This is a genomic window from Allobosea sp., from assembly GCF_036675845.1.
In the GTDB taxonomy this organism is placed as follows: domain Bacteria; phylum Pseudomonadota; class Alphaproteobacteria; order Rhizobiales; family Beijerinckiaceae; genus Allobosea.
Genome location: NZ_JAKFED010000049.1, coordinates 1 through 23,559 on the forward strand (window position 1 = coordinate 1; position 23,559 = coordinate 23,559).

Consider the following 23,559-nt stretch of genomic DNA (forward strand, 5'->3'; position numbering starts at 1 on the left):
GGCGTCGGCAGCTATCTTTCGGTGCATGAAGGCCCGCAGCGGCTCTCCAAGCTCGGCACCACGCCGCTGGAGCCGGGCATGATCCTGTCGAACGAGCCCGGCTACTACAAGGAAGGCGATTACGGCATCCGCATCGAGAACCTGATCGTCGTCGATGAGCGCTCGATCCCCGGCGGCGACCGCACCATCTACGGTTTCGAGACCATCACCTGGTGCCCCTATGAGCGAGCCCTGATCGACCTCACGCTGCTCGACGCCGGCGAGATCGCCTGGATCGACGCCTATCACGCGCAGGTCTGGGCGAAGCTTTCGCCGCTGGTCGAGGGCGAAACCAGGGCTTGGCTGGAGAAGGCGTGTTTGCCGTTGTGAAAGCCGTCATTCTCGGGCGAAGCGAAGCGCAGACCCGAGAATCTCATGACCAGATAGCTGGTTTCCGGGATGCTCGGGTCAAGCCCGAGCATGACGCCTCTTCAGAACACCGCCCGCAGGCCCACCACCGCCGCGACCCCGACCGCGACCACGCCGAGCAGCGGCAGGCGCGTCGCCGCCAGCCCCGACAGGACCGTCGCGACCGTCTCGATCCAGCCGGTCGCCAGCGCGCTCGGCGCGATGACGGCGATCAGCACTGCCGGCGGGATCGCGTCGAAGGCCGCCTGCGCCCGCGGCGTCAGGTTGAGCCGGCCGACCAGGGCCAGCCCCGCGATGCGGGTGAGATAGGTCACCAGCGCCATGCCGAGGAAGGCGGCGAGATTGATCGGATCGAGGCTCATTCGGCCGGGCTTTCGACAAGCTGCGCGGCACGCTCGCTGCCGGCAGCGATCCAGGCGGCGGCAAGGCCGCAAAGCGCGCCCGCCAGCACATGCCAGGGCGGGCCGGCGAGCTTGTAGGTCAGCGCCGAAGCGATGCCGGCAGCCGCCACCGTCCAGGCGGTGACGCGCCCCTTCCAGAAGGCGGCGGTGAGCGCGATGAACAGCGCCGTGAAGGCGAAGTCGGCGCCATAGCGCTTCGGATCGCCGAGTGCGGCCCCGATGATCGCACCGGTGGTCGAGGTGAAGAGCCACAGGCACACGAAGGGGATCGCCATGGCGAACCAATAGGCCGGCGTCACCGGATGCATCCGCGCCCGCTTCTCGGCCAGCGCCCAGTTCTCGTCGGCCATGTAGTAGAGCCCGCCGAATTTCTGCGCAGCCGAGAAGCCCGAGAGCTTGGGCGCGATGGAAGCGCTCATCAGCACATGCCGGGCATTGATCAGCAGGGTCGAGAACACCAGCGCCGCGATCGGCGCCGGGCTCGCCCAGAGCTCGACCGCGGCGAACTGGGCGCCGCCGGCGAAGACCAGCGCGCTCATCGCGAAGACCTCGAGCGGCGACAGCCCCTTGCCGGCCGCGAGCGCCCCGAAGAGGAGGCCGATCGGTACGGCGGCGAGCGCCGCCGGCCAGATGTCGTTCAGGCCCGCGCGGGCCTCGTTTTTCCAGGACATGCTTTGGAACCTGTCAGCCGAAATGGGCGGCGCGGAAGGCGCCCGGCGTCACGCCGAGCCGCGCCTTGAAGGCCCGCGTCAGATGCGCCTGGTCGCAGAAGCCGGTGGCGGCCGCCACCGCTCCCGGCGCTTCGCCGCGGCGCAGCCGCTCGCGGGCACGCCGGACGCGGACATCGACGAGATAGGCATGCGGCGTCAAGCCGGTCTCGGCCCGGAAGGCGCGGATCAGATGATGCCGCGGCAGCCCCGAGCGCTTCGTCAGCTCGGCCAGCGAGAGGTCTTCGTCATAGCGCTGCTCCAGCAGCTCGCGCGCCTCGGCGATCGGGCCGCGCTCGCGCCCGACCTCGCGAAGGCTGAGATCGGCATGGCGCGACAGGCACCAGCCATAGGCGCGCAGCAGGCCCTCCTCGCCGGCGAGCGCGTCGGCGCCGTCCTCCAGCGCGCGGTGGGCGGCGCCGAACAGGGCGGCTCCCTCCGGGTCCTGCACCGTCGGCTCCGGGAAGAACGGCGTGCCGACATCGTCGCGGCCGGTCAGCGAGGCGGCGACCTCGCGCATCAGCTCGATCGTCGGATAGGTCATCCGGTAGCGATAGCCGCCCTCGCTCGGCGCGCCGTCATGCACATCGAGCGGGTGGTTGAAGACGAGATCGCCGGTGCGGGCGAAGAGCTTGCGACCGCGCGCATGCCAGACCTCGCAGCCGGTTATGATCGTGCCGATCGCATAGGTCTCGTGGGCGTGCGGCGAATAGGTGTGCGTCGAGAACCTGGCCGAGAGGCATTCGAGCCCGGCAAAGCGTGCCGCCGTGAACAGCCGGGCGTGCTCGCCCGCCTGGAGCGGCATCTCCAGCAATGCTTCGCCCTGGCTGATCAGATCCATGGCGCAAGATAAAGCGGATGCCGGCTCGCGTGTCTTGAAGAAAAGTGATGACGACGATCACGCCAGCGCGCCTTCCGTCAGGCTGCGAGCAGCCCGACACGAAGTCGCGCCAACGCAGAGCGCGTCGCCAGCGTGGCGCAGACCGGCGGTCAGGGACGCGGCGGCTCCTTGCCGGCGACGAGCACCAGCACCGCACCGGCAAGCGTGGCCGCCGCCATGTAGCCGATCGGCCCCAGACCTCCGACATGATTGACCAGCAGGCCGCCGAAGACCGCGCCGCCGGCTATCGCCACCAGGAAGGCCGCGGTCACCAGCCCGCTCGCAGCTTCGGCGTGATCGGCCGCCGTCCGCATCATCCAGCTCTGGAAGCCGACCGGTGCGAAGCCGAATGCGAAGCCCCAGAGCGCCACCGCGATCCCCGCTACGATGGGCGAGGCTCCGAACAGGATCAGGCCCAGCGCCAGGGCCGCGATCGCCAGCGCGAACGAGACGATGGCAAGCTTGACGCCCCGCGCCGCGACGGCGGCGCCCGCGAAATTGCCGATGACGTTGCCGACGCCGTAGCCGAGCAGGACGGAGGTGATCGCCGCGACGCCAAGCTGCGGAACCTGTTCGAGGAACGGCCGGATATAGGTAAAGCCGGTGAACTGCCCGGAAATGATCACCAGGATGGAGATCAGCATCAGGCGCACGCTGCGCCGCGAGAGCAGCACCGCCAGCGTGCCGAGCTTCGGCGCCGTCTGCGACGGCAAGGACGGCACCGTCGTCATCAGCGCCAGCAGGGCGAGGCCGGCAAGCCCGGCCGAAAGCGCAAACACCATCCGCCAGCCGATCAGGGCATCGAGATAGGCCCCGAGCGGCCCCCCGCCGATGAAGGCAGCCGAGACGCCGGCCGAGATGATCGCCAGCGCCCGCGGCACGGCTTGCAACGGCACGAGCCGCAGCGTCAGCGCCGGCGCCATCGACCAGAAGCCGCCGAGGCTGAGGCCCAGGAGGAAGCGCGCCGCCAGCAGCATCGAAAAGCCATTCGCCATCGCTGTGAGGAGGCTCGACAGTGCCAGCAGCGAGATCAGCGCCCATAACACCAGGCGCCGGTCGAAACGGCTGGTGAGGATCGGCGTGAAGATGGCGGCGACGACGCCGACCAGCGACGTCACCGTAACAGTCTGTCCTGCCGCGCCGACGCTGATCGAGAGATCGGCGGCGATCGAAGTCAGGACGCTGGCGGGCAGGAATTCCGCGCTGACCAGCGCGAACACGCCCATGGCCAGCGCGAAGACCGCCGGCCAGGCGGCAGCACTGCGTTCCTCGCTCTCGGAGGCCGCGAATGGCGGCTCGGCCGCAATGGAAACAGAATCGGACATGGCGCTCTCCAGCGAAACGAGCCGGAGAGGTAGAGATGACCACCTGGAGCTTCCATGCTAGGAAATCCGGAATGCTTGACCATTCGTCCAGAACTGCCGGCCCCGACCCGCTGACCGAAATGCTCCGCGGCCTGCGGCTCGAGGGCGTCGACTATGCCCGCTACCAGATGACCGCGCCCTGGGGCCTGCTCTTTCCGGCGCAGAAGGCGGCGCGCTTCCATTTCGTGGCGGAGCGCGGCTGCTGGCTGCGCACGCCGACCGGCGAATGGGTGCGCCTCGAGCAGGGCGACGCCGTATTGCTGCCGCGCGGCGCCGAGCATGCCTTGGCGAGCGCGCCCGGCGCCTGCACGACGCCGCTCGGAAAGTGCCAGTTCCAGACCGTCTGCGGCGACATCGTCGAGGCGCGCGGCGGCGGCGATGGCGAGGGCACGCTGTTCTTCAGCGGCAGCATGAATTTCAACGTCGACGGCCAGCATCCGCTGCTGCGGATGATGCCCGAGCTGATGCGGCTGCACGAGCTCGCCGCCAACGAGCCCGGCATCCCGCCCTTGCTCACGACCATGGCCTGCGAGCTGGCGCTCGACCGGGTCGGCGCCGGCAGCATCCTGACCCGATTGGCCGATGTCGTCGCCGCCGCGCTGATCCGCTCCTGGGTCGAGAAGGGCTGCGGCGATTCGGCCGGCTGGGTCGCCGCGGCGCGCGATCCCGATATCGGCCGCGTGCTCGCCGCGATCCATCTCGATCCCGCCGGGGACTGGACGGTGGAGGCGCTGGCCGGCGTCATGCACGCCTCCCGCTCCGCCTTCGCCGAGCGCTTCGCGGCGATCGTCGGCGAGACCCCGGCCCGCTATGTCGCCCAGGTCAGGATGCATCAGGCGAAGCAATGGCTGACGCAGGACCGGATGAAGATCGCCGCCGTGGCGCGCCGGCTCGGCTATGATTCGGAAGCCTCGTTCAGCCGCGCCTTCAAGCGCGTCATCGGCGCCCCGCCGAGCCGTTTCCGGGCGGGCGAGGCCGAGCGCAGCGCCCCGGCGCCGGATGCCAATGGGCGGCCGATGACGGCGCGGCCGCAACAGCATTCGGAAGCGTGATACCAGCGGCCCTTGAGGCTGACCTTCGTCATTGCGAGCGCAGCGAAGCAACCCAGGGGGACGTAGAGCGCTGCCGCTCCTGGATTGCTTCGCTGCGCTCGCAATGACGCAGCTGGCTTCTCTCGGAAACAGCCGGCTCTAAGCGGCAAGCCCTGCCGCTACCCCCCGACCAGCTCGAACCAGCCGGCCTCGTCGATCACCTTGACGCCGTGCTTGGCCGCGTCCTTGAGCTTCGAGCCGGCGCCGGGCCCGGCAACCAGCAGGTCGGTCTTCGACGAGACCGAGCCGGCGACCTTCGCGCCCAGGCGCTCGGCCATCGCCTTGGCCTCGTCCCGGGTCATCCTTTCGAGCGCGCCGGTGAAGACGACGATCTGGCCGGCGACAGGGCTCGTCGAGGCCACCGCCTCCAGCGGCTGCGGCGTCACCTGCGCCAGCAGCCGCGCCAGCATCTCCCGATTGTGCTCTTCCGCGAAGAACTGCAGCAGCGCCTCGACCACGGTCGGCCCGACGCCGTCGATGGCGTCGAGCTCGGCCCGCTCCGGGCTCTCAAGGTCGGCTGCGGCCAGGCAGGCGGCTTCGAGCGCCTCGAACGAGCCGTAATGGCGCGCCAGCAAGCGGGCATTGGTCTCGCCGATATGGCGGATGCCGAGCCCGAAGATGAAGCGGTTGAGCGGCGGCTTGCGCCGCGCCGCGATGCCCGCGAAGAGCAGATCGATTTCGCGCGCTTCCTCGCTCTTCGCCTTCTTCGTCGGCTTGCGCTCTTTGCCAGCAGCAGCGAAGCGAGCCTCGATCTGCAGGTCGCGTTTGCGCGCGATGGCCGCCCGCACTGCCTCGTAGTCCAGGCTGAACAGATCGGCCGGCGAGCGCAGCAGACCAGCTTCGAACAACGTCTCGATATTGACGTCTCCGAGCCCGTCGATGTCGAGCGCGTCGCGTGAGACGAAATGCTTCAGCCGCTCGGCTGCCTGCGCCGCGCAGACCAGCCCGCCGGTGCAGCGGCGCACCGCATCCTCCTTGCCCGAGCGCGGATTATGCTCGCGCACCGCGTCGCTGCCGCAGATCGGGCAGTTGGTCGGGAACTCGTAGGGCTTCGAATCGGCCGGCCGCTTGGCGAGATCGACGGCCTCGACCCGCGGGATCACGTCGCCCGCCCGCTTCACCGTGACGGTATCGCCGATGCGGATGTCGCTGCCGTCGCGGATCGGCATGCCCTTGGAATCGAAGCCGCGGATATAGTCCTCATTGTGCAGCGTCGCATTGGTGACGACGACGCCGCCGACCGTCACGGGCTTGAGCCGCGCCACCGGCGAGAGCGCGCCGGTGCGGCCGACCTGGATGTCGATCGCTTCCAGCACCGTCGTCGCCAGCTCGGCCGGGAACTTGTGCGCGATCGCCCAGCGCGGAGCGCGCGCGACGAAGCCAAGCCGCGCCTGCAGGGCAAGCTCGTCGACCTTGTAGACCACGCCGTCGATATCGTAGCCGAGCGTCGCGCGCTGTGCCTCGATCGCCCGGTAATGCGCCAGCAGCTCCTCGACGCTCTCGCAGCGGCGCATCAGCGGATTGGTCCGGAAGCCCCAGCGCCCGAAGGCCTCGACCACGCCGGACTGGGTCGCAGCCGGCAGATCCGGCATCTCGCCCCAGGCATAGGCGAAGAAGCGCAAGGGGCGCGAGGCGGTGATCGAGACGTCGAGCTGGCGCAGCGAGCCGGCGGCGGCGTTGCGCGGATTGGCGAATTCGCGCTCCTCCTTCTCGCGCTGGCGCTGGTTGATCGCGGCGAAATCGGCATGGCCGAGATAGATCTCGCCGCGCACCTCGGCGACAGCCGGCACGTCCTTGCCCTTCAGGCGCGCGGGGATCTCCGCGATGGTGCGGGCATTCCTGGTGACGTCCTCGCCCTCCTCGCCGTCGCCGCGCGTGGCGGCGCTGACGAGCTCGCCCTTCTCGTAGCGCAGCGAGAGCGAGAGGCCGTCGATCTTGGGCTCGGCGGTGAAGGCGAGCACGCTGTCGTCCTTGCGGCCGAGGAAGCTGCGCACCCGGTTGACGAAGTCGACGACGTCCTCGTCGGAGAAGGCGTTGCCGAGCGAGAGCATCGGCACGCGGTGCCGGACCTTGGCGAACCGGCCCGATGGCCGGGCGCCGACCTTGTCGGACACCGCCTCGGCGCCCTTGAGCTCCGGGAAGGCGCCCTCCAGCGCGACGAGGCGCCGGCGCTTCTCGTCATAGACGGCGTCGTCCATGACCGGCGCGTCTTCCTGGAAATAGGCGCGGTCGGCCTCGGCGATTTCGGCGGCGAGCAGCTTGTGCTCGGCGCTCGCCGCTTCCGGCATCAGCTCTTCGACGGGGGTGGGAACATTGGCGGTCATGGCGCTGTTCTAGATCAGGGGCCATCCCCTGCGAAGCACCCGTTCTCACGTTTCCGCTCGTCGATTTGTGACAGGAGCGCGCCGGGTGTAAGCTCGACAGGCTGAAAATTGGATGCTCGACGCCTCAAGGCTCTCGAACCAAGGATCACGTCAGGGCCAATGAGGCGAACCGGGCTGGAACCGGGATGAACGCCATGTCCGACATGAACAGCACCCACACCGGCGCCAGCATGGCCACCATGCACGACGACGCCGATGCCCTGCCCGTCCGCGCGCTGACGGTCGGCGATATCGGCGACGCGCTGCGGCGCGGCTATGCCGATTTCCTGGCGCAGCCGAGCCATCTGCTCTTCATCGCCCTGATCTACCCGGTTGCCGGCGTCGTGATCGCCCAGCTGACGGTCAGCTACAACATCTTCCCGCTGCTCTTCCCGCTGCTGGCGGGTTTCGCGCTGCTCGGCCCCTTCGCCGCGATCGGCCTCTACGAGATCAGCCGCCGCCGCGAACTCCACATCAACTCGTCCTGGCTGCACGCCTTCGCCGTGCTGAAGTCCCGGGCGATCCGGCCGATCGCGACACTCGGCGGCTTGCTGACCGGGCTGTTCCTCACCTGGCTGCTCAGCGCCTGGCTGATCTATCGCTGGCTGATGGGCGATGTGCCGCTGACTTCGGCCGAGAGCTTCCTGGTGCCGCTCTTCACCACCATCAATGGCTGGACGCTGATCGTGCTCGGCAACGCGCTCGGCCTGCTCTTCGCGATCCTGGCGTTCTCGATCTCGGTGATCTCCTTCCCGCTGATGCTGGATCGGCATGTCGGCATCGCCACGGCGGTCCGGACCTCGATCGCCGCGGTCGAAGCGAGCCCGCGGGCGATGATGTATTGGGGCCTGACGATCACCGCCCTGCTGGTGCTCGGCACCCTGCCGGTTCTGGTCGGCCTGATGGTGGTGATGCCGATCCTCGGCCATGCGAGCTGGCACATCTACCGCAAGGTGGTGCCGCGTTAAGGCGCGGCACGCCCCCTGCAAAGGCTGATTCGGAACAATCCTGCGCGCAAAGGCGTTCCCAAGGGGCTGCGGCAAGATCGCCGCACCGTGTGCCGCGCATCCGCGGCTTGACGCAACCAGCGGGGGGCTCCGCCATGAACAACATCATCTACATCGTCGGTCTCATCGTCGTTGTCCTGGCGATCCTTTCATTCCTCGGCCTGCGCTGAGGCTTCGGCAACGGCGCATCAGGGCGCGAAGCAAAACAGGCCGGAGCGGGGAGCGCTCCGGCTTGGTTCATGCTTGTCTTCGAGTCGACCGCCGGTCAGTCAGCGGTCGTCGCGATGCGGCTTCTTGCCGGCGAACGGCTTCTTCGCGCCGAAGGGCTTCTTGGCCCCGAAAGGCTTCTTCTCTCCAAAAGGCTTCTTGTCCCCAAAAGGCTTCTTGGCCCCGAACGGCTTGGCTCCGCCGAACTCCTTGCGGGCGGGCGCCTTGCCCTCGCCGGCTTCCGGGCGGGCCGGGCCGGGTGCGCCGGCGAAGTCTTTCCGGCCGCCCTTGAACTTGCTGGCGAACGGCTTGCCTTCCTGCGCGAAATCCGCCCCGGCGGCCGGCTCGCGATCGCGCCGTACCGGATCATAGGCCGGCGCGCGCTCGAACGGCTTGCTCTTGCCCTCATAGGGCTTGCCCTTGCCTTCATAGGGCTTGCCCTTGCCCTCATAAGGCTTCCGGGTCGGACCGGCCGCTGCTCCGCCGGCATCGTGCGACGGCGCCCTGGTATGGTGCGCCTTCTCGGCGAAGGGCTTCGCCGGCCGGCGCTCCTCCTCGCCGGTGACGGGTTCGATGACGATCTTGTCGCGATCGACGGCACGCGCCAGCTCTGCGAAGCGCTCGGCGACATCGGCGTCGATCTCGACCTTGGTCTCCTTGTCGAAGATGCGGATCGCGCCGACCTCGTCGCGCGTGATCTTGCCGCGCCGGCACAGCATCGGCAGGAGCTGGCGCGGATCGGCGCCGTCCTTGCGGCCGATATTCAGGCGGAACCACACCGTCTCGCCGCGCGGCCCGGCCTTGCGCGGCGCGTCCGGGTCGGCATTGTCGAAACGGGGGCCGGCCCGGTCGCGCGGCCTGGCATAGTCGCCCTGCGGCGCACGGGCGGCGCGCTCGTCGCGGCCGAAGCCGGGATCTCCGACCTCTTCGGTCGCCGGCAGGCGGGCGCAGTAGATCTTGACCAGCGCCGCGGCCAGCTCGTTGGCCGAACGGCCGGCGAGCAGCGCCTCGATCATGCCGGCATCGTCCTCGCCGGGCTCGCCCGACAGCAGCGGATCCTGCAGCAGCCGCTCCTGATCGAGGGCGCGGATCTCCTCCTGGCTCGGCGGCCCGGCCCAGCTGGCCTGTACGCCGGCGGTGGCGATCAGCATCTCGGCCTTGCGCCGGCGCGAGACCGGCACCAGCAGGACGCTGGTGCCCTTGCGCCCGGCCCGGCCGGTGCGGCCGCTGCGGTGCTGCATCACTTCGGGATCGTTCGGCAGCTCGGCATGGATCACCAGGGTCAGCCCGGGCAGGTCGATGCCGCGCGCTGCCACGTCGGTCGCGACGCAGACGCGGGCACGCCCGTCGCGCAGCGCCTGCAAGGCCGAGTTGCGCTCGCTCTGGCTGAGCTCGCCCGAGAGCGAGACCGCGGCGAAGCCGCGCTCCAGCAGCGCCGCCTCGAGATGACGCACCGCGTTGCGGGTGTTGCAGAACACCAGGGCGCAGGCCGCGTCGTGGAAGCGCAGCAGGTTGACGACGGCGAGCTCGGCCTCCTTCGGATAGACCCGGATCGCCTTGTATTCGATGTCGGCATGGCCGCGATCGGCGCCGGTGACCTCGATGCGCAGCGCATCGCGCTGATAGCTCCGGGCGAGCGCGATGATCGCCTTCGGCAGGGTCGCCGAGAACAGCAGGCTGCGCCGGTCCTCGGGCGCGGTCTTCAGGATGAATTCGAGATCGTCGCGAAAGCCGAGATCGAGCATCTCGTCGGCCTCGTCGAGGACGACGGCCTTCAGGGCCGAGACGTCGAGCCGGCGGCGCTCGATATGATCGCGCAGGCGTCCGGGGGTCCCGACGACGATATGGGCACCCTCGTCGAGCAAGGCCGCCTCGCGGCGCGGATCCATGCCGCCGACGCAGGAGATCACCCGGGCATTCGCCTGCTGGTAGAGCCAGTTCAGCTCGCGCTGGACCTGGAGCGCCAGCTCACGCGTCGGCGCGATGATCAGCGCCAGCGGCTTGCCGGCGCGGCCGAGGGTCTCGGCGCCGTCGAGCAGCGTCTCGCCGATGGCGAGCCCGTAGGCCACGGTCTTGCCGGAGCCGGTCTGCGCGGAGACCAGCAGGTCGCGCCCGGCGGCGGCAGCTTCCAGCACCGCGTTCTGGACGGGGGTAGGCTCGCTGTAATTGCGTTCGGCGAGCGCGCGCGCGAGCGGCGGGCTCGTGGAGATAAAGGACATTGGGTTTCGGCCTTGGGTCGTATCGCGCGCTCGCAGGGGGCGCGCAGAAGGGGGAACCGGCGCGCAAGCAGGCAGGCGCACGGTCTATCCGGCCGCTCATAGAGCAAATCGGGCGAAAGGGGAATGCCGACGGTGAAGCGCGCCGCGCTACTGCCGCATGCCGGCGGCGCCGAGCAGCCTGGCCGCGGCCGCCCTCGCCTCCTCGGTGATGCTCGCACCGGCCAGCATGCGGGCGATCTCCTCGCGCCGCGTCTCCTCCTGCAGGGAGGTGACGCGAGTGACGGTGCGCTCCTTCGCCCCCTCCGCGGCCTGGGCCGATTTCGCGATCAGGAAATGCTGCGCCGCCTTGGCCGCGACCTGCGGCGCATGCGTCACCGAGACCACCTGCACCCGGGCCGCGAGCCGGGCCAGCCTTTCGCCGATCGCGTCGGCGACGGCACCGCCGACGCCGGTGTCGATCTCGTCGAAGACCAGCGTCGGCGCCGAGCCGCGCTCGGCCAGCACGACCTTCAGCGCCAGCATGAAGCGCGAGAGCTCGCCGCCGGAGGCGACCTTCATCATCGGGCCGGGCCGCGTGCCGGGATTGGTCTCGACCCAGAACTCGACCCGGTCGAAGCCCTCGGGCCCGCGCGCTTCCGGATCGCTGTCGATCTGCGTGATGAAGCGGGCGCGCTCCAGCTTCAGCGGGGGCAACTCGATCCTGACGGCAGCGTCGAGCGCGCTCGCCGCGCGGCCGCGGCCGGCCGAAAGTGCGGTCGCGCCCGCGATATAGGCGGCCTCCGCCTCGGCGAGCTCGGCCTCCAGCCGTTTCAGCGAGCCCTCGCTCTCGTCCAGCGCCGCAAGATCGGCCGCCATGGTCTGCGCCAGCGCCGGCAGGGCATCGACCGGCACGTCGAATTTTCGGGCCGCGGCGCGCAAGGCGAAGAGCCGCTCCTCGACGCGCTCGAGCAGGCGCGGATCGTATTCGGCGGCGCGCATCGCCGCCGCCAGCGTCTCGCCGGCCTCCTCCAGCGCCACGATCGCGGTGTTCAGCGCCGCCGTCGACGGATCGACCAGATCCGGCGCCTGCGCGGCCCGGCGCTCGAGCCGGCGCAGCACGCCCGACAGCGCGGCAACCGGCGAGGCGCCGCCGCCGACCGCCTCGAAAGCCTCGGCAATGTCGCGCGCCACCTTCTCGGCCTGCATCATGGCCTGGCGCTGCGCCGCCAGCGCATCCTCCTCGCCCGGCTCCGGGCCGAGCTTGCCGAGCTCGGCGACGGCATGGCGCAGGAAATCGGCTTCCTTGCGCGCGGTCTCGACCCGCATGCGCTGGCTCTGCAGGGTCTGGCGCGCGCGCTTCAGGGTCTCGCTGGCCCGCGCCACTTCGCCGGCCTGAACGGCGAGCTCGCCGAAACCGTCGAGGATCGAGCGGTGCTGGGCCGGATCGGTCAAGGCGCGGTCGTCGTGCTGGCCGTGGATCTCGACCAGCGCCGCGCCGATCATGCGCAGGATCTGGACGCTGACCGGCTGGTCGTTGACGAAGGCGCGGGTGCGCCCGTCGGCATACTGCACCCGGCGCAGGATCAGGTCGCCATCGGTGTCGATCTCCTGGGCCTGGGCCAGCGCGCGGGCCGGATGATCGAGGGCCAGGTCGAAGACGGCGCTGACCTGCCCCTGCGCCTCGCCATGGCGCACCAGGCTGCCGTCGCCGCGCCCGCCGAGCGCGAGCGCGAATCCGTCGAGCAGGATCGACTTGCCGGCGCCGGTCTCGCCGGTGAGGACGCTGAGCCCATCATCGAAGGCCAGATCGAGCCGGTCGATCAGAACGATGTCGCGGATCGAGAGCTGGGCGAGCATGGCGCGGACTCAGCCGGTGCGCAGATGCGGGTGGCGCCCGCCGGGGGCGGGCCGAGGCGGAAGCTTCGATGCCGGAGCGCGCACGGTTCGGCCGTTTCCGCTCGCCGGCCGGCTCAGCGGATCAGGCCGGTGACGGTGCTGGTGAAGCCGTTGAAAAGCCGGCTGATATAGGAACCGCGATCCTCGCGCGGCTGCAGGCCGCCGCTTTCGAGCAGCGAATAGGCGTCCTTGTACCAGGGGCTGTCGGGGAAGTTGTGCCCGAGCACGGCCGCGGCCGTCTGCGCCTCGTTGGTGATGCCGAGCGCCATATAGGCCTCGGTCAGGCGCATCAGCGCCTCCTCGACATGGCGCGTCGTCTGGTACTTGGTGATCACGTCGCGGAAGCGGTTCACGGCGCCGGTATAGTTGCGCTTCTCGAGATAGAAGCGGCCGACATTCATCTCCTTGCCGGCGAGCTGGTCGCGCGCCACCAGCATCTTCTCGCGCACGTCGACGACGTATTCCGACTTCGGATAGCGGTCGAGCAGCTCCTGCATCGCGCGCAGCGCCTGCTCGGTGCGCTCCTGGTCGCGCGTCGCGTCCGGGATCTGGTTGAAGTAGGACATCGCCATGATGTACTGCGCATAGGCCGCGTCGGGGCTCGCCGGGTTCTGCGCCAGGAAGCGCTTGGAGGCGGTGATCGCGTCCTCCCACTTGCTCGCCTGGTAGTTCGAATAGGCGGTCAGGATCAGGCCCTTCTTCGAATAGGGCGAGAACGGCGCCTGCTTGTCGATCTCCTCGAACTTCTTGGTCGCGCCTTCGCTGTCGCCGTTCTGCAGCCGGGCCAGGCCCTCATTATAGAGCTTGTCGGCCGGCACTTCCGGCAGGACCTCGGGCTTGTAGACCGCGGGTCGGTCGAACGGGTTGATCGAGCTCAGCGTGTCGCAGCCGCCGAGCGCGGCCGCCAGCGAGAACACGAGCGCGAGCCGCTTGCCGCCGCTCGCCATTTCGCCGGTATTGAATGTCTTCAGCCGCATGACGCTCACTTCATCGGTCCTTCAGCGCCGCTTTCGAAAAGCGGGCGAAAATGGCTTTACTCCAGAAGCCGCCGTTTCGCCAACCGTGAAGGGCGCTTCATGCAATGCAATCGGCGCCGTGCTTCCGACAGGAAACCGGCGAATGCAAGGCGTGGCGTCGTGTCGTCGCCGGATTTCAGTGCAGATCGGGCGCAAGGGCCGCCGGCATCGGGGTGCCGGCCGCCATCTGCACGGCGCGCGGCGCATAGACCGGCTCGGCCTCGACGATCGCGTAATTGGCACGGTCGGCGAAAAGCGCCTCGAGGATGCGCACATTCATGCGGTGGCCACCGCAATAGGAGCGGAACTCGCCGAGGATCGGATAGCCGGCCAGCGCCAGATCGCCGACCGCGTCGAGAACCTTGTGGCGCACGAACTCGTCGGCATAGCGCAGGCCCTCCGGATTGATGACCTTGTCGTCGCCGATGGCGACGGTGTTGTCGAGCGAGGCGCCGAGCGCGAAGCCGGCTTTCCAGAGCTGCTCGACATCGCGCATGAAGCCGAAGGTCCGGGCGCGCGAGATCTCGCGGGCATAGGCCTCCGGGTCGAGGTCGAAGACCTTGCGCTGGCGGCCGATGGCGGGGCTGTCGAAATCGATCTCGACATCGAGCCGGAAGCCGGATTCCGACGGCGCCAGCTCGGCGAAGGCGCGGCCGTTCTCGACGCGGATGGGACGCAGGATCCTGAGATAGCGGCGCGCCGCGCCGAGAGCGACGATGCCGGCCGCCTCGATCGCCGTGACGAACTCGGTGGCGCTGCCGTCCATGATCGGCATTTCGGGGCCGTCGATCTCGACCAGGACATTGTCGAGCCCGAGCCCGGCGCAGGCCGACATCAAGTGCTCGATCGTGGCGACCGAGCCGGAAGCCTGCTCGCCGACCACGGTGCAGAGCTCGGTGGCGCTGACCTTGTTGTGGCGGGCATGGATGAGCTGCTCATGGCCGCCTTCGAGGCCCTTGCGGAGGAAGACGATACCGGTGTTGGCGGCGGAGGGGCGGAGGCAGAGGCAGGCCGGAGCTCCCGAATGGACCCCGATCCCCTGCAGGGTCGCGGGCGAGCGAAGCGTCGTCTGCCGGTCAGCCATCATACTCTTATCCGATCTCATGCGCGACGATCAGGTCCGGCGCCTGGCGGCGCAGCCTATCTGACGATCGATCGCGGTCCCTTGAAACTGAGCGGTCCGGAACTCTGTCCCGAATCCGTCTGCCCCGGTGCTGCCCTGCAAGATAAGCCCAGCGGGCGGGGCTTCAAAATCACGCTTTCTTTCGCTCTGTAACAGAGTTGAAGGAGCGCGAAAAACCTAACCATCCGATTGATGTATATGGTTTTTCAGACGTTAAAAAAAGCCCGGCGCAAGGTTGCGCCGGGCTCGTTGTTTAAAACCGTTTCTGGCGCCGGTGCAAGCCTCAGCTGGACTGGCGCCGGAGGAAGGCCGGAATCTCCAGATGATCCTCTTCGGCGTTGCGGCTGGGGGCCGCGCGGCCATGCGGATCGAGCTGGCCCTGGGCCGGCCTGGAAGCCTGCGGCACGGCGGGGCGGCGCATGAACTCGGCATGGGCGGCGCTGGGCGGTGCCACCGGCACCGGCGGCGCCGGACGCGGCGCGGGCGCCGGAGCCTGAGCTTCGACGGCCTCCTCCTCCTTGCGGCCGAAGCCGACGGAGGCGAGCCGCTGCATCAGCGACATGCGCTTCTGGTCGGCAGAGACCGCAGGCTGCGGCGCGCCCGGAGCGGCGCGATTCTGCGCGATCTGGTTCTGCGCCGGCATCGGCAGGTCCTCGATCCGCGGCATGCGGGTCGGCCGGATCACGGCGCGCTCGGGCGCCGGCGGGATGAAGCTGTCCTCCAGATACGGCAGCTCGGCCTCGACAGGCTGGGCCTGCGGTGCCGGTGCCACGATGGCCTGGCGCGGCTGAACCGGCTCGATGCGGACATCGGCGGCGAAGCTCGCCGGGGCGGCCGGGCGCATGGGCTCGGGCGCCAGCGGCAGGCGCATCTCGGGCGCCGGCTCCGGTGCCGGGATCGGCGCCGGGGCGGACGAGGTGCGGATGTTGGGGACGGCGGTGCGCAGGCGCGCTTCCGCCTTCAGCCGCTCGGCGACCTCGGCGATGCGGGCTTCGGTCGCGTCGACCTCGGCCTGCGAGCTGACCGGCTTGTCGATGCCGGTCGCGACCACCGAGACGCGCACCGTGCCCTCGAGCGATTCGTCGAAGGTGGCGCCGACGATGATGTTGGCCTCGGAATCGACCTCCTCGCGGATGCGGGTGGCGGCCTCGTCGACCTCGTAGAGCTTCATGTCGCGGCCGCCGGTGATCGAGATCAGCAGGCCGCGCGCGCCCTTCATCGAGACGTCGTCGAGCAGCGGGTTGTTGATCGCGGCCTGGGCCGCGGAGAGCGCCCGCTTCTCGCCCTGCGCCTCTCCGGTGCCCATCATCGCCTTGCCCATGCCGCGCATCACGGCGCGGACGTCGGCGAAGTCGAGGTTGATCAGACCGGGGCGGACCATCAGGTCGGTGATGCAGGCGACGCCGGAATAGAGCACCTGGTCGGCCATGCCGAAGGCATCGGCGAAGCCGGTGTTCTCGTTGGCGACGCGGAACAGGTTCTGGTTCGGGATGACGATCAGCGTGTCGACGGCTTCGTTGAGCTCGCCGATGCCGGCCTCCGCCATGCGCATGCGGCGATGGCCCTCGAACTGGAACGGCTTGGTGACGACGCCGACGGTGAGGATGCCCATGTCGCGGGCGACGCGGGCGATGGCCGGGGCGGCGCCGGTGCCGGTGCCGCCGCCCATGCCGGCGGTGATGAAGACCATGTGCGCGCCGGCGAGATGATCGCGGATCTCGTCGGCGACCTCCTCGGCCGCCGCGCGCCCGACTTCCGGCTGCGAGCCGGCGCCGAGGCCTTCGGTGACCTGCAGGCCCATCTGGATGATGCGCGGGGCGCGGGAGAGCGCCAGGGCCTGGGCGTCGGTGTTGGCACAGACGAAGTCGACCCCGTCGAGGCCGGCCTCGATCATGTTGTTCACGGCATTGCCGCCGGCACCACCGACGCCGAACACGGTGATTCGGGGCTTGAGTTCCCGGATGTCCGGGGCTTGCAGATTCATCGCCATGGTTGCCTCTTTCAAATTTCCGTCCGGCTCCTGGCGGGCGCCGTCCCGTTTTTCCACGCCAGGGGCCGAGGCCCCGATTCTCAACTCACTCCGTTCCGCCCGGCCGGATGGCCGCGCGGACCGCAACTCTAGAAACTCTCCTTCAGCCAGCGGCCGACGCGGGAGAAATACCCGTCGGCGGCATGGGCGAAGTAGGATGCGCCGGCCCGCGGCTCGAAATGCTCGACATGGGCGACCTGCGGGTAGACCAGCAGGCCGACCGCGGCGGCGAAGGACGGGCCCTTGCCTGCCTCGGGCAAGCCCCGGATGCCGAGCGGGCGTCCGGTGCGGACCTGGCCGCCGAGCACGCGCCGCGCGACCTCCGGCATGCCGGTGAGCTGGCAGGCGCCGCCGGTCAGGACGACGCGGCGGCCGGCCTCGGCCGAGAAGCCGGCGGCCTTGAGCCGGTCGCGCACCAGTTCGAGGATCTCCTCGACGCGCGGCTTGATGATCCGCACCAGATGCGACTTCGACAGGTGGTTCGGCATGTCGCGCTCGTCGTCGTCGACCTGCGGCACCGCGATCATGTCGCGGTCGTCCGAGGGGCTGGCGATCGCCGAGCCGTGCAGCGTCTTCAGGCGCTCGGCCGCCGCGACCCGGGTCGAGAGCCCGCGCGCCACGTCCATGGTGATGTGGTTGCCGCCGACGGCGATGGCGTCGGCATGGGTCAGATGGCCACCGGCGAAGACGCCGAGCGAGGTCGTGCCGCCGCCCATGTCGACCACGACGACGCCCATCTCGGCCTCGTCGTCGACCAGCACCGAAAGGCCCGCCGCATAGGGCGTCGCCACCACGGCCTCGACCTCGAGATGGCAGCGCTCGACCGCCAGCATGACGTTGCGCGCCGCCGCGGCCTCGGAGGCGACGACATGCATGTCGACCGAGAGCGAGCCGCCGATCAGCCCGCGCGGATCGAGAACGCCGGGCGAACCGTCGAGTGCGTAGCCGGTCGGCAGCGCATGCAGCACCGCCTTGCCCGGGCGGATGGCATGGTTCGCGGCGGCGGCAAGCACGCGCTTCACATCCGAATCGCCGACCGAGCCGCCACGCAGCTCGACGCTGGCGGCATAATGCTGCGAGTTCAGCCGGCCGCCGGTCAGGTTGACGATGACCGACTGGACCTCGACCTTGGCCATGCGCTCGGCTGCGTCGACCGCGGCCCGGATGGCGCGCTCGGCGCTGTCCAGATCGACGATCGCGCCGCCCTTCAGGCCGAGCGAGCGCTGATGGCCGATGCCGACGATGCGGGCCACATGGGTGCGGCCGCGCAGGCGTTCATTCGCTTCCGCCGGGTTCAGCTCGGCGATCAGGCAGACGACCTTGCTGGTGCCGATGTCGAGAATCGACAAGGTCGCGCTCTTGCGCGACGACAGCGGCCGCATCCGCGGCGTCAGGCCCTGGGAGGTCAGGCTCATGCCTCGCCTCCCTTCTTCTTGCCCTTGTTCTTGAGCTGCTCGGCCCTCGCGGCCGCGCCCTCTTCGGTGAGGCGCATGGTCACCCGGTCCGCCTGGCGCAGGTCGATGGCGATGAGATCCTTGTCGCTGATCCGGAAATCCTGCTCGAGGCCGACGAGGCGCTTCAGCGCCGCGCTGGTCTCCTCCTCCGGCAGGCGGATATCGATGCCGGTATCGAGCTTGAGGTTCCAGCGCCGGCCGGCGACGAGGCTGCCGGCGCGGATGCGCGGTGCGAACGGCCCGGCCTCGGCGAGCAGCGCGACATAGTCGCGGGCCCGCAGATTGGCTTCGGCACCGACGACCAGCGGCAGATGGGCGAAGCGACCATCGTCCATGCGGTCGATCACCGCGCCGTCGGCGGCGATCAGGAAGAGCTCGCCCTTCACCTGCCAGAGCGCGAAGGGCTCGCGCTCGACGAGGTTGATCGCGATCTCGCCGGGATAGAGCTTGCGGACCGAGGCCTCGCGGATCATCGGCGTCGCCTCCAGGCGCTTGCGCGCCTCGTCGGCGTCGAAGAAGGCGAGCGAGATCTTCGGATCGATGCCGGCCGCAACCAGGACCTCGATCTCGGAAAGCCCGACCAGGCCCGAGATGACGACGCGGTCGATGCCGAGGCCGATCAGCCGGGCGAACGCATGCCTGGGTTCGCCATAGCTCTCGCGGAGCGTCTCGAAATGGCCGCCGAGGGCGGCGCCCGTGGTCGCCGACAAGGCGAGGAAGCCGACCGCGAGCCAGGAGCCCAGGCCACGCGGCAGCCGCTCCGCCAGCGGCAGCGCAAGCGCGCTGCGGCGCGAGCCGCGGAACCAGCGGCGCGAGCGCTCGCCGACGAGGAGCTGAGGCCCCGCCGCGCGCATCGGTGTCATCGGACCGGACCCTGCCAGCACCGCGTTCACCGATCTAAGGAGGCGTCCTCCACCATCCATCTGACGAGCTCGCTGAAATTCATGCCCGCATGGGCGGCCAGTTCGGGCACCAGGCTGGTTTCGGTCATGCCGGGCTGCGTATTGACCTCCAGCCAGACGAGAGTTTCGCTCTCGTCGTCATATCGGAAGTCGGAACGACTGACGCCGCGGCACCCGATTGCTTGATGCGCCGTTAACGCACACTCTTCGATCCGCTGGTAAATATTCGGTAAAATTTGAGCCGGGCAGATGTGGATCGAACCGCCTTTCGCGTATTTCGCGTCGTAGTCGTAGAACTCGCCGGTCGAAGCCCGAATCTCGGTCACGCCCAGGGACTTGCCGTCCATCACGGCGCAGGTCAGTTCGCGCCCGGCGATGAAGGTTTCGGCCAGCAGGGTTTCGCCGCAGGGCCAGTCCGGCCGGGCGATTTCCTGGGGCGGATGCTCGCGCCCCTTCTTGACGATGACCACACCGACCGAGGAGCCTTCGTCCACCGGCTTCAGCACATAGGGCGGCGCCAGCACATGGCGCTTGGCCGCCTCGAAACGCGAGACAAGGACGCCGTGCGCGACCGGCACGCCCGCCGCGGCGACGACCGTCTTGGCCTTGTCCTTGCGGATCGCCAGCGCCGAGGCCAGCACGCCGGAATGGGTATAGGGAATCGCCAGGATCTCGAGCACGCCCTGGATGGTGCCGTCCTCGCCGAAGCGGCCGTGCAGGCCGTTGAAGGCGACGTCGGGCCGAAGCTTGTCCAGCACCGCGGCGATGTCGCGCTGCACGTCGATGCGGCTGACGCGGTAGCCGGCGCCTTCCAGCGCGGCGGCACAGCCGGCACCGGTGTTGAGGCTGACTTCGCGCTCGACGGACCAGCCGCCCATCAGCACTGCGACATGTCTGGACATGCTGGTTCCTAGCTCCGCGCTTGCGTCGAAACTGCCCAGTCATGGTTAACGACAAGTTAATAATGCGCCGCTGTGGTTAAGAGAAGCGCAGCAGTAGCGCCGGCGCCTCACCGCCCGCGCCGCCGCGAGGCCTCTCAGGCGGCGATGCCGAAGCGCTTGATCTCCCAGTGCAGCTCGTAGCCGGAATCGTCCTTGACCCGGCGCCGCACCTCTTCGCCCAGCCCCTCGATATCGGCAGCGCTGGCGCCGCCGGTATTGATCAGGAAGTTGCAGTGCATCTCCGAGACCTGCGCCCCGCCGACGCGCAGGCCCCGGCAGCCGGCGGCGTCGATCAGCTGCCAGGCCTTGCCGCCCGGCGGGTTCTTGAAGGTCGAGCCGCCGGTGCGCTCCTTGATCGGCTGCGCCGCTTCGCGCGCCGAGGTCACGCGGTCCATCTCGGCGAGGATCGCCGCCTGCTCGCCGGGGCGGCCCTGATAGAGCGCCGAGGTGAAGATGATGTCGGTGGGCACGGCGCTGTTGCGATAGGTGAAGCCCATATCGGCATGCGAGAAGGTGACGATCTCGCCTGAGCGGGTCACGCCCCGCGCCTCGACCAGCACGTCGGTGGTCTCGCCGCCATGGGCACCGGCATTCATCCGCAGCGCCCCGCCGATGCAGCCGGGAATGCCGCGATAGAAGGCGAGCCCGTCGAGCGAGGCGTCGGCGGCGGCGCGCGCCAGCTTGACGTCGGGGGTCGCGGTGCCGGCGCGCAGCCGGTCGCCCTCCTCGCGGACGATCTCACCGAAGGCCTTGCCGCCGAGGCGGATCACCACGCCGGGAATGCCGCCATCGCGCACGATCAGGTTGGAGCCGAGGCCGACCACGGTGACCGGAATTTCGGCCGGCAGGCGGGCGAGCAGATAGGCGAGGTCCACCTCGTCGGCGGGCGTGAACAGCACCTGCGCCGCCCCGCCGACGCGGAACCAGGTCAGCCCCGCCATCGCCTGGTTGGCGAGGAGCCGCCCGCGCAGTTCGGGTGCGGCGGCGGCGATGTCGGGCGTGATGTCGGGGAAGCTCATCGCGCCATCCCGAGCGCCGCCAGCTCCCCCGGCAGGGCATAGGCCCATTGCGTGATGTTGCCGGCGCCGAGAAGCACGACATAGTCGCCCGGCCCGGCCATGGTCGCGACCATGCCGGCGAGCTTGTCGGAAGCCGGCAGCGGCAGCGCGTGGCGATGGCCGCGCGCCTTGATCGCCGCGACCAGCCCGTCGCGGTCGATGCCCGGGATCGGCGCCTCGCCGGCGCTGTAGACATCGGCGACGATCACCGTGTCGGCATCGTTGAAGCAGGAGGCGAAGTCGTTGAACAGGCTGGAGAGCCGCGTATAGCGATGCGGCTGCACCACGGCGACGACCTTGCCCTTGGTCGAGGCGCGCGCCGCCTTCAGCACGGCGGCGATCTCGACCGGATGATGGCCGTAATCGTCGAAGATCAGCGCCCCGTTCCATTCGCCGGTGCGGGTGAAGCGGCGCTTGACGCCGCCGAAGCCCGCGAGCCCCTCGCGGATGGTCTCGACCGGCACGCCGAGATCATAGGCGACGGCGATCGCCGCCGTGGCGTTCAGCGCGTTGTGGTGGCCCGGCATCGGCATGACGAGATCGCGGATCGCCTCCTCGCGGCCGTTCTTGCGGTCGCGGATCAGGAGCGTGAAGCGGGCCTGGCCGCCGGAAAGGTCGATCTCGGTCAGGCGGAAATCGGCCTGCGGGTTCTCGCCATAGGTGATGACCCGGCGATCCTCGATCTGCCCGACCAGCTCCTGCACGGTCGGATGGTCGATGCACATCACCGCGAAGCCGTAGAAGGGCAGGTTCTCGACGAAGGCGCGGAAGGCGTCCTTGATCGCGTCGAAGGTGCCGAAATGGTCGAGATGCTCGGGGTCGATATTGGTGATGATCGCGACGTCTGCCGGCAGCTTCAGGAAGGTGCCGTCCGACTCGTCGGCCTCGACCACCATCCAGTCGCTCTCGCCCATGCGGGCATTGGTGCCATAGGCGTTGATGATGCCGCCATTGATCACGGTCGGGTCGAGCCCGCCCTTGTCGAGCAGGGTCGCGACCAGCGAGGTCGTGGTCGTCTTGCCATGGGTGCCGGCGATGGCGACGCAGCTCTTCAGCCGCATCAGCTCGGCCAGCATCTCGGCGCGGCGCACCACCGGCAGGCGCTTCTCGCGCGCCGCCATCAGCTCGGGATTGTCGCGCCTGATCGCGGTCGAGACCACGACGACCTCGGCCTCGCCAAGATTGCCGGCGGCATGGCCGACGAAGGTCCTGATGCCCTTGTCGGCGAGGCGGCGGACATTGGCGTTGTCGGAGGCGTCCGAGCCCTGCACCTTGTAGCCGAGATTGTGCAGCACCTCGGCGATGCCGGACATGCCGATGCCGCCGATGCCGACGAAATGGATGGAGCCGAGCTTCGGCGGCAGCTTCATGGTTCGGTACTTCCTGGAATTCAGATCTGGCTGGAATTCAGATCTGGGCGGTCTCAGCGATCAGGCGTGCGAGCCGGTCGGCTGCGTCGGGGATGCCGGCGCTCTTGGCGCTCGCGGCCATCACAGTCAAGCGCGACGGCTCGGCGAGCAGGGCCGAAAGCTCTCCCGCGAGCCGCCGCGGCGTGAATTCCGGCTGCAGGATCCGGATGGCCCCACCTGCCCGCTCCAGCACCGCGGCATTGGCGGCCTGGTCCTGGTCGAGCGAGCCCGGCAGCGGCACCAGCAGCGCCGGCCGGCCGATCACCGAGAGCTCGGCGACGGTCGAGGCGCCCGAGCGCGCGACCACCAGATGCGCCGCCGCCATCCGCGCCGGCAGGTCCTTGAAGAAGGGCGCGATCTCGGCCCTGACGCCGAGCGCGCCATAGATGCCGCGCACCCGGTCGTCATCCTCGGCGCGCGCCTGCTGAACGATCGAGAGCCGTGCCCGCTCCTCGGGGCTGAGCAGCTGGATCGCCGGCGGCACGATGTCGGCCATCACGCGCGCGCCCTGGCTGCCGCCGAAGACCAGCAGGTTCACGCCGCCCTCGAACCCGGGATAGGGCGACACCGCTTCGATCACCGCCGGCCGCACCGGATTGCCGACCTGCCGGCATTTGGCTTCCTGCGCCGCGGAAAGCCCGCCGACCTCGGCGAAGCCGGTCGCGATCACCTTGACCCGGCCGGCGAGGAAGCGGTTGGCCCGGCCGATCACCGCGTTCTGCTCGTGCACCATGGTCGGCACGCCCATCAGCGCCGCCGCAAAGAGCGGCGGCACCGTCGGATAGCCGCCGAAGCCGACAACGATCGCCGGCTGCAGCGCCTTGATTTCGCGGCGCGCCGCAAACGCGCCCCTGGCCAGCACGAACGCCGCCTGCGCCATCTTCAGCGGCGAGCGGCCCGACGGCGTCGCCGCCGGCACGGCATGGATCGATTCGGCCGGGAAGCTGCCGGCATATTCGGCGGCGCGGGTATCGGTGATCAGCGCCACCCGCAAACCGCGCGCATGCAGCGCATGGCTCAGCGCCTCGGCCGGGAACAGGTGCCCGCCCGTGCCGCCGGCGGCGAGCAGGACGAGCGCCGGCTGGCCGGCCCCCTGGCCCGCCAT

General features: G+C 69.5%; 19 protein-coding genes. 3 read left to right on the plus strand and 16 right to left on the minus strand.

All coding sequences use genetic code 11. The annotated features are described in order from the left end of the window. Positions 1-369, plus strand: a 369-nt coding sequence (locus tag V6M56_RS04920) for a M24 family metallopeptidase C-terminal domain-containing protein (protein ID WP_332681771.1), incomplete at its 5' end; no start/stop codon positions are given. 101 nt (positions 370-470) lie between these two features. Here the strand turns inward: V6M56_RS04920 and V6M56_RS04925 are convergent. The 4 genes from V6M56_RS04925 to V6M56_RS04940 all read right to left on the minus strand — a co-directional run bounded on the left by V6M56_RS04925 (position 471) and on the right by V6M56_RS04940 (position 3,721). Further along, positions 471-770, minus strand: coding sequence for an AzlD family protein (locus V6M56_RS04925; protein WP_332681772.1), 300 nt, complete (start codon positions 768-770; stop codon positions 471-473). Continuing rightward, positions 767-1,480, minus strand: coding sequence for an AzlC family ABC transporter permease (locus V6M56_RS04930; RefSeq protein WP_332681773.1), 714 nt, complete (start codon positions 1,478-1,480; stop codon positions 767-769). The genes V6M56_RS04925 and V6M56_RS04930 overlap by 4 nt, the downstream gene beginning before the upstream one ends. A 13-nt stretch (positions 1,481-1,493) precedes the next feature. Continuing rightward, positions 1,494-2,357 carry an AraC family transcriptional regulator gene (locus tag V6M56_RS04935; RefSeq protein WP_332681774.1) on the minus strand — a complete coding sequence of 288 codons (864 nt, stop codon included), beginning with the start codon at positions 2,355-2,357 and terminating at the stop codon, positions 1,494-1,496. Between the two features lie 149 nt (positions 2,358-2,506). Next, positions 2,507-3,721 (minus strand): MFS transporter, encoded by a 1,215-nt coding sequence (locus V6M56_RS04940; RefSeq protein ID WP_332681776.1) that lies wholly within the window; start codon positions 3,719-3,721, stop codon positions 2,507-2,509. Positions 3,722-3,792: 71 nt separating this feature from the next. Here V6M56_RS04940 and V6M56_RS04945 point away from each other — a divergent pair, with 71 nt between their 5' ends. Then, on the plus strand, positions 3,793-4,812 hold the full coding sequence (locus V6M56_RS04945) for an AraC family transcriptional regulator (RefSeq protein WP_332681777.1): 1,020 nt from the start codon (positions 3,793-3,795) through the stop codon (positions 4,810-4,812). A gap of 158 nt (positions 4,813-4,970) precedes the next feature. Here V6M56_RS04945 and ligA read toward each other — a convergent pair whose 3' ends face one another. Next, complete coding sequence (gene ligA / locus V6M56_RS04950) at positions 4,971-7,175, minus strand: NAD-dependent DNA ligase LigA (protein WP_332681778.1); 2,205 nt, start codon at positions 7,173-7,175, stop codon at positions 4,971-4,973. A gap of 230 nt (positions 7,176-7,405) precedes the next feature. Here ligA and V6M56_RS04955 point away from each other — a divergent pair, with 230 nt between their 5' ends. After that, the gene (locus V6M56_RS04955; RefSeq protein WP_332681805.1) at positions 7,406-8,182 is read left to right on the plus strand and encodes a DUF2189 domain-containing protein; all 777 of its coding nucleotides are present in this window, start codon (positions 7,406-7,408) and stop codon (positions 8,180-8,182) included. Positions 8,183-8,490: 308 nt separating this feature from the next. Here the strand turns inward: V6M56_RS04955 and V6M56_RS04960 are convergent, their stop codons facing one another. From V6M56_RS04960 to murG, 11 genes are all read right to left on the minus strand, one after another. Further along, positions 8,491-10,647 carry a DEAD/DEAH box helicase gene (locus tag V6M56_RS04960; protein WP_332681780.1) on the minus strand — a complete coding sequence of 719 codons (2,157 nt, stop codon included), beginning with the start codon at positions 10,645-10,647 and terminating at the stop codon, positions 8,491-8,493. A gap of 147 nt (positions 10,648-10,794) precedes the next feature. After that, positions 10,795-12,483 (minus strand): DNA repair protein RecN, encoded by a 1,689-nt coding sequence (gene recN, locus V6M56_RS04965; RefSeq protein ID WP_332681781.1) that lies wholly within the window; start codon positions 12,481-12,483, stop codon positions 10,795-10,797. 113 nt (positions 12,484-12,596) lie between these two features. Beyond that, entirely contained in the window at positions 12,597-13,499 is a 903-nt protein-coding gene (locus tag V6M56_RS04970) for an outer membrane protein assembly factor BamD (protein ID WP_332681783.1), read from the minus strand. A gap of 175 nt (positions 13,500-13,674) precedes the next feature. Beyond that, positions 13,675-14,625 carry a UDP-3-O-acyl-N-acetylglucosamine deacetylase gene (gene lpxC, locus V6M56_RS04975; RefSeq protein WP_332681785.1) on the minus strand — a complete coding sequence of 317 codons (951 nt, stop codon included), beginning with the start codon at positions 14,623-14,625 and terminating at the stop codon, positions 13,675-13,677. Between the two features lie 319 nt (positions 14,626-14,944). Next, positions 14,945-16,651, minus strand: coding sequence for a cell division protein FtsZ (gene ftsZ, locus V6M56_RS04980; protein WP_332681787.1), 1,707 nt, complete (start codon positions 16,649-16,651; stop codon positions 14,945-14,947). Positions 16,652-16,779: 128 nt separating this feature from the next. After that, positions 16,780-18,105 carry a cell division protein FtsA gene (ftsA, locus tag V6M56_RS04985; protein ID WP_332681789.1) on the minus strand — a complete coding sequence of 442 codons (1,326 nt, stop codon included), beginning with the start codon at positions 18,103-18,105 and terminating at the stop codon, positions 16,780-16,782. Further along, positions 18,102-19,007 carry a cell division protein FtsQ/DivIB gene (locus tag V6M56_RS04990; protein WP_332681791.1) on the minus strand — a complete coding sequence of 302 codons (906 nt, stop codon included), beginning with the start codon at positions 19,005-19,007 and terminating at the stop codon, positions 18,102-18,104. Before V6M56_RS04990 ends, ftsA begins: the two co-directional genes overlap by 4 nt. A gap of 26 nt (positions 19,008-19,033) precedes the next feature. Next, the gene (locus tag V6M56_RS04995) at positions 19,034-19,948 is read right to left on the minus strand and encodes a D-alanine--D-alanine ligase (RefSeq protein WP_332681792.1); all 915 of its coding nucleotides are present in this window, start codon (positions 19,946-19,948) and stop codon (positions 19,034-19,036) included. A 134-nt stretch (positions 19,949-20,082) separates the two neighbouring features. Continuing rightward, positions 20,083-21,006, minus strand: a complete 924-nt coding sequence (murB, locus tag V6M56_RS05000; RefSeq protein WP_332681794.1) for a UDP-N-acetylmuramate dehydrogenase — start codon at positions 21,004-21,006, stop codon at positions 20,083-20,085. Then, a complete protein-coding gene (gene murC, locus V6M56_RS05005; protein WP_332681795.1) occupies positions 21,003-22,415 on the minus strand; it encodes a UDP-N-acetylmuramate--L-alanine ligase in 1,413 nt (470 codons plus the stop codon). Before murC ends, murB begins: the two co-directional genes overlap by 4 nt. 37 nt (positions 22,416-22,452) lie before the next feature. Next, positions 22,453-23,559, minus strand: coding sequence for an undecaprenyldiphospho-muramoylpentapeptide beta-N-acetylglucosaminyltransferase (gene murG / locus V6M56_RS05010; RefSeq protein ID WP_332681796.1), 1,107 nt, complete (start codon positions 23,557-23,559; stop codon positions 22,453-22,455).

Bases quoted from the DNA above. Each gene is read 5' to 3' on its own strand.
- V6M56_RS04925 (WP_332681772.1), bottom strand. From the start codon at position 770: ATGAGCCTCGATCCGATCAATCTCGCCGCCTTCCTCGGCATGGCGCTG.
- V6M56_RS04930 (WP_332681773.1), bottom strand. From the start codon at position 1,480: ATGTCCTGGAAAAACGAGGCCCGCGCGGGCCTGAACGACATCTGGCCG.
- V6M56_RS04935 (WP_332681774.1), bottom strand. From the start codon at position 2,357: ATGGATCTGATCAGCCAGGGCGAAGCATTGCTGGAGATGCCGCTCCAG.
- V6M56_RS04940 (WP_332681776.1), bottom strand. From the start codon at position 3,721: ATGTCCGATTCTGTTTCCATTGCGGCCGAGCCGCCATTCGCGGCCTCC.
- V6M56_RS04945 (WP_332681777.1), top strand. From the start codon at position 3,793: ATGCTTGACCATTCGTCCAGAACTGCCGGCCCCGACCCGCTGACCGAA.
- ligA (WP_332681778.1), bottom strand. From the start codon at position 7,175: ATGACCGCCAATGTTCCCACCCCCGTCGAAGAGCTGATGCCGGAAGCG.
- V6M56_RS04955 (WP_332681805.1), top strand. From the start codon at position 7,406: ATGGCCACCATGCACGACGACGCCGATGCCCTGCCCGTCCGCGCGCTG.
- V6M56_RS04960 (WP_332681780.1), bottom strand. From the start codon at position 10,647: ATGTCCTTTATCTCCACGAGCCCGCCGCTCGCGCGCGCGCTCGCCGAA.
- recN (WP_332681781.1), bottom strand. From the start codon at position 12,483: ATGCTCGCCCAGCTCTCGATCCGCGACATCGTTCTGATCGACCGGCTC.
- V6M56_RS04970 (WP_332681783.1), bottom strand. From the start codon at position 13,499: ATGCGGCTGAAGACATTCAATACCGGCGAAATGGCGAGCGGCGGCAAG.
- lpxC (WP_332681785.1), bottom strand. From the start codon at position 14,625: ATGATGGCTGACCGGCAGACGACGCTTCGCTCGCCCGCGACCCTGCAG.
- ftsZ (WP_332681787.1), bottom strand. From the start codon at position 16,651: ATGGCGATGAATCTGCAAGCCCCGGACATCCGGGAACTCAAGCCCCGA.
- ftsA (WP_332681789.1), bottom strand. From the start codon at position 18,105: ATGAGCCTGACCTCCCAGGGCCTGACGCCGCGGATGCGGCCGCTGTCG.
- V6M56_RS04990 (WP_332681791.1), bottom strand. From the start codon at position 19,007: ATGACACCGATGCGCGCGGCGGGGCCTCAGCTCCTCGTCGGCGAGCGC.
- V6M56_RS04995 (WP_332681792.1), bottom strand. From the start codon at position 19,948: ATGTCCAGACATGTCGCAGTGCTGATGGGCGGCTGGTCCGTCGAGCGC.
- murB (WP_332681794.1), bottom strand. From the start codon at position 21,006: ATGAGCTTCCCCGACATCACGCCCGACATCGCCGCCGCCGCACCCGAA.
- murC (WP_332681795.1), bottom strand. From the start codon at position 22,415: ATGAAGCTGCCGCCGAAGCTCGGCTCCATCCATTTCGTCGGCATCGGC.
- murG (WP_332681796.1), bottom strand. From the start codon at position 23,559: ATGGCGGGCCAGGGGGCCGGCCAGCCGGCGCTCGTCCTGCTCGCCGCC.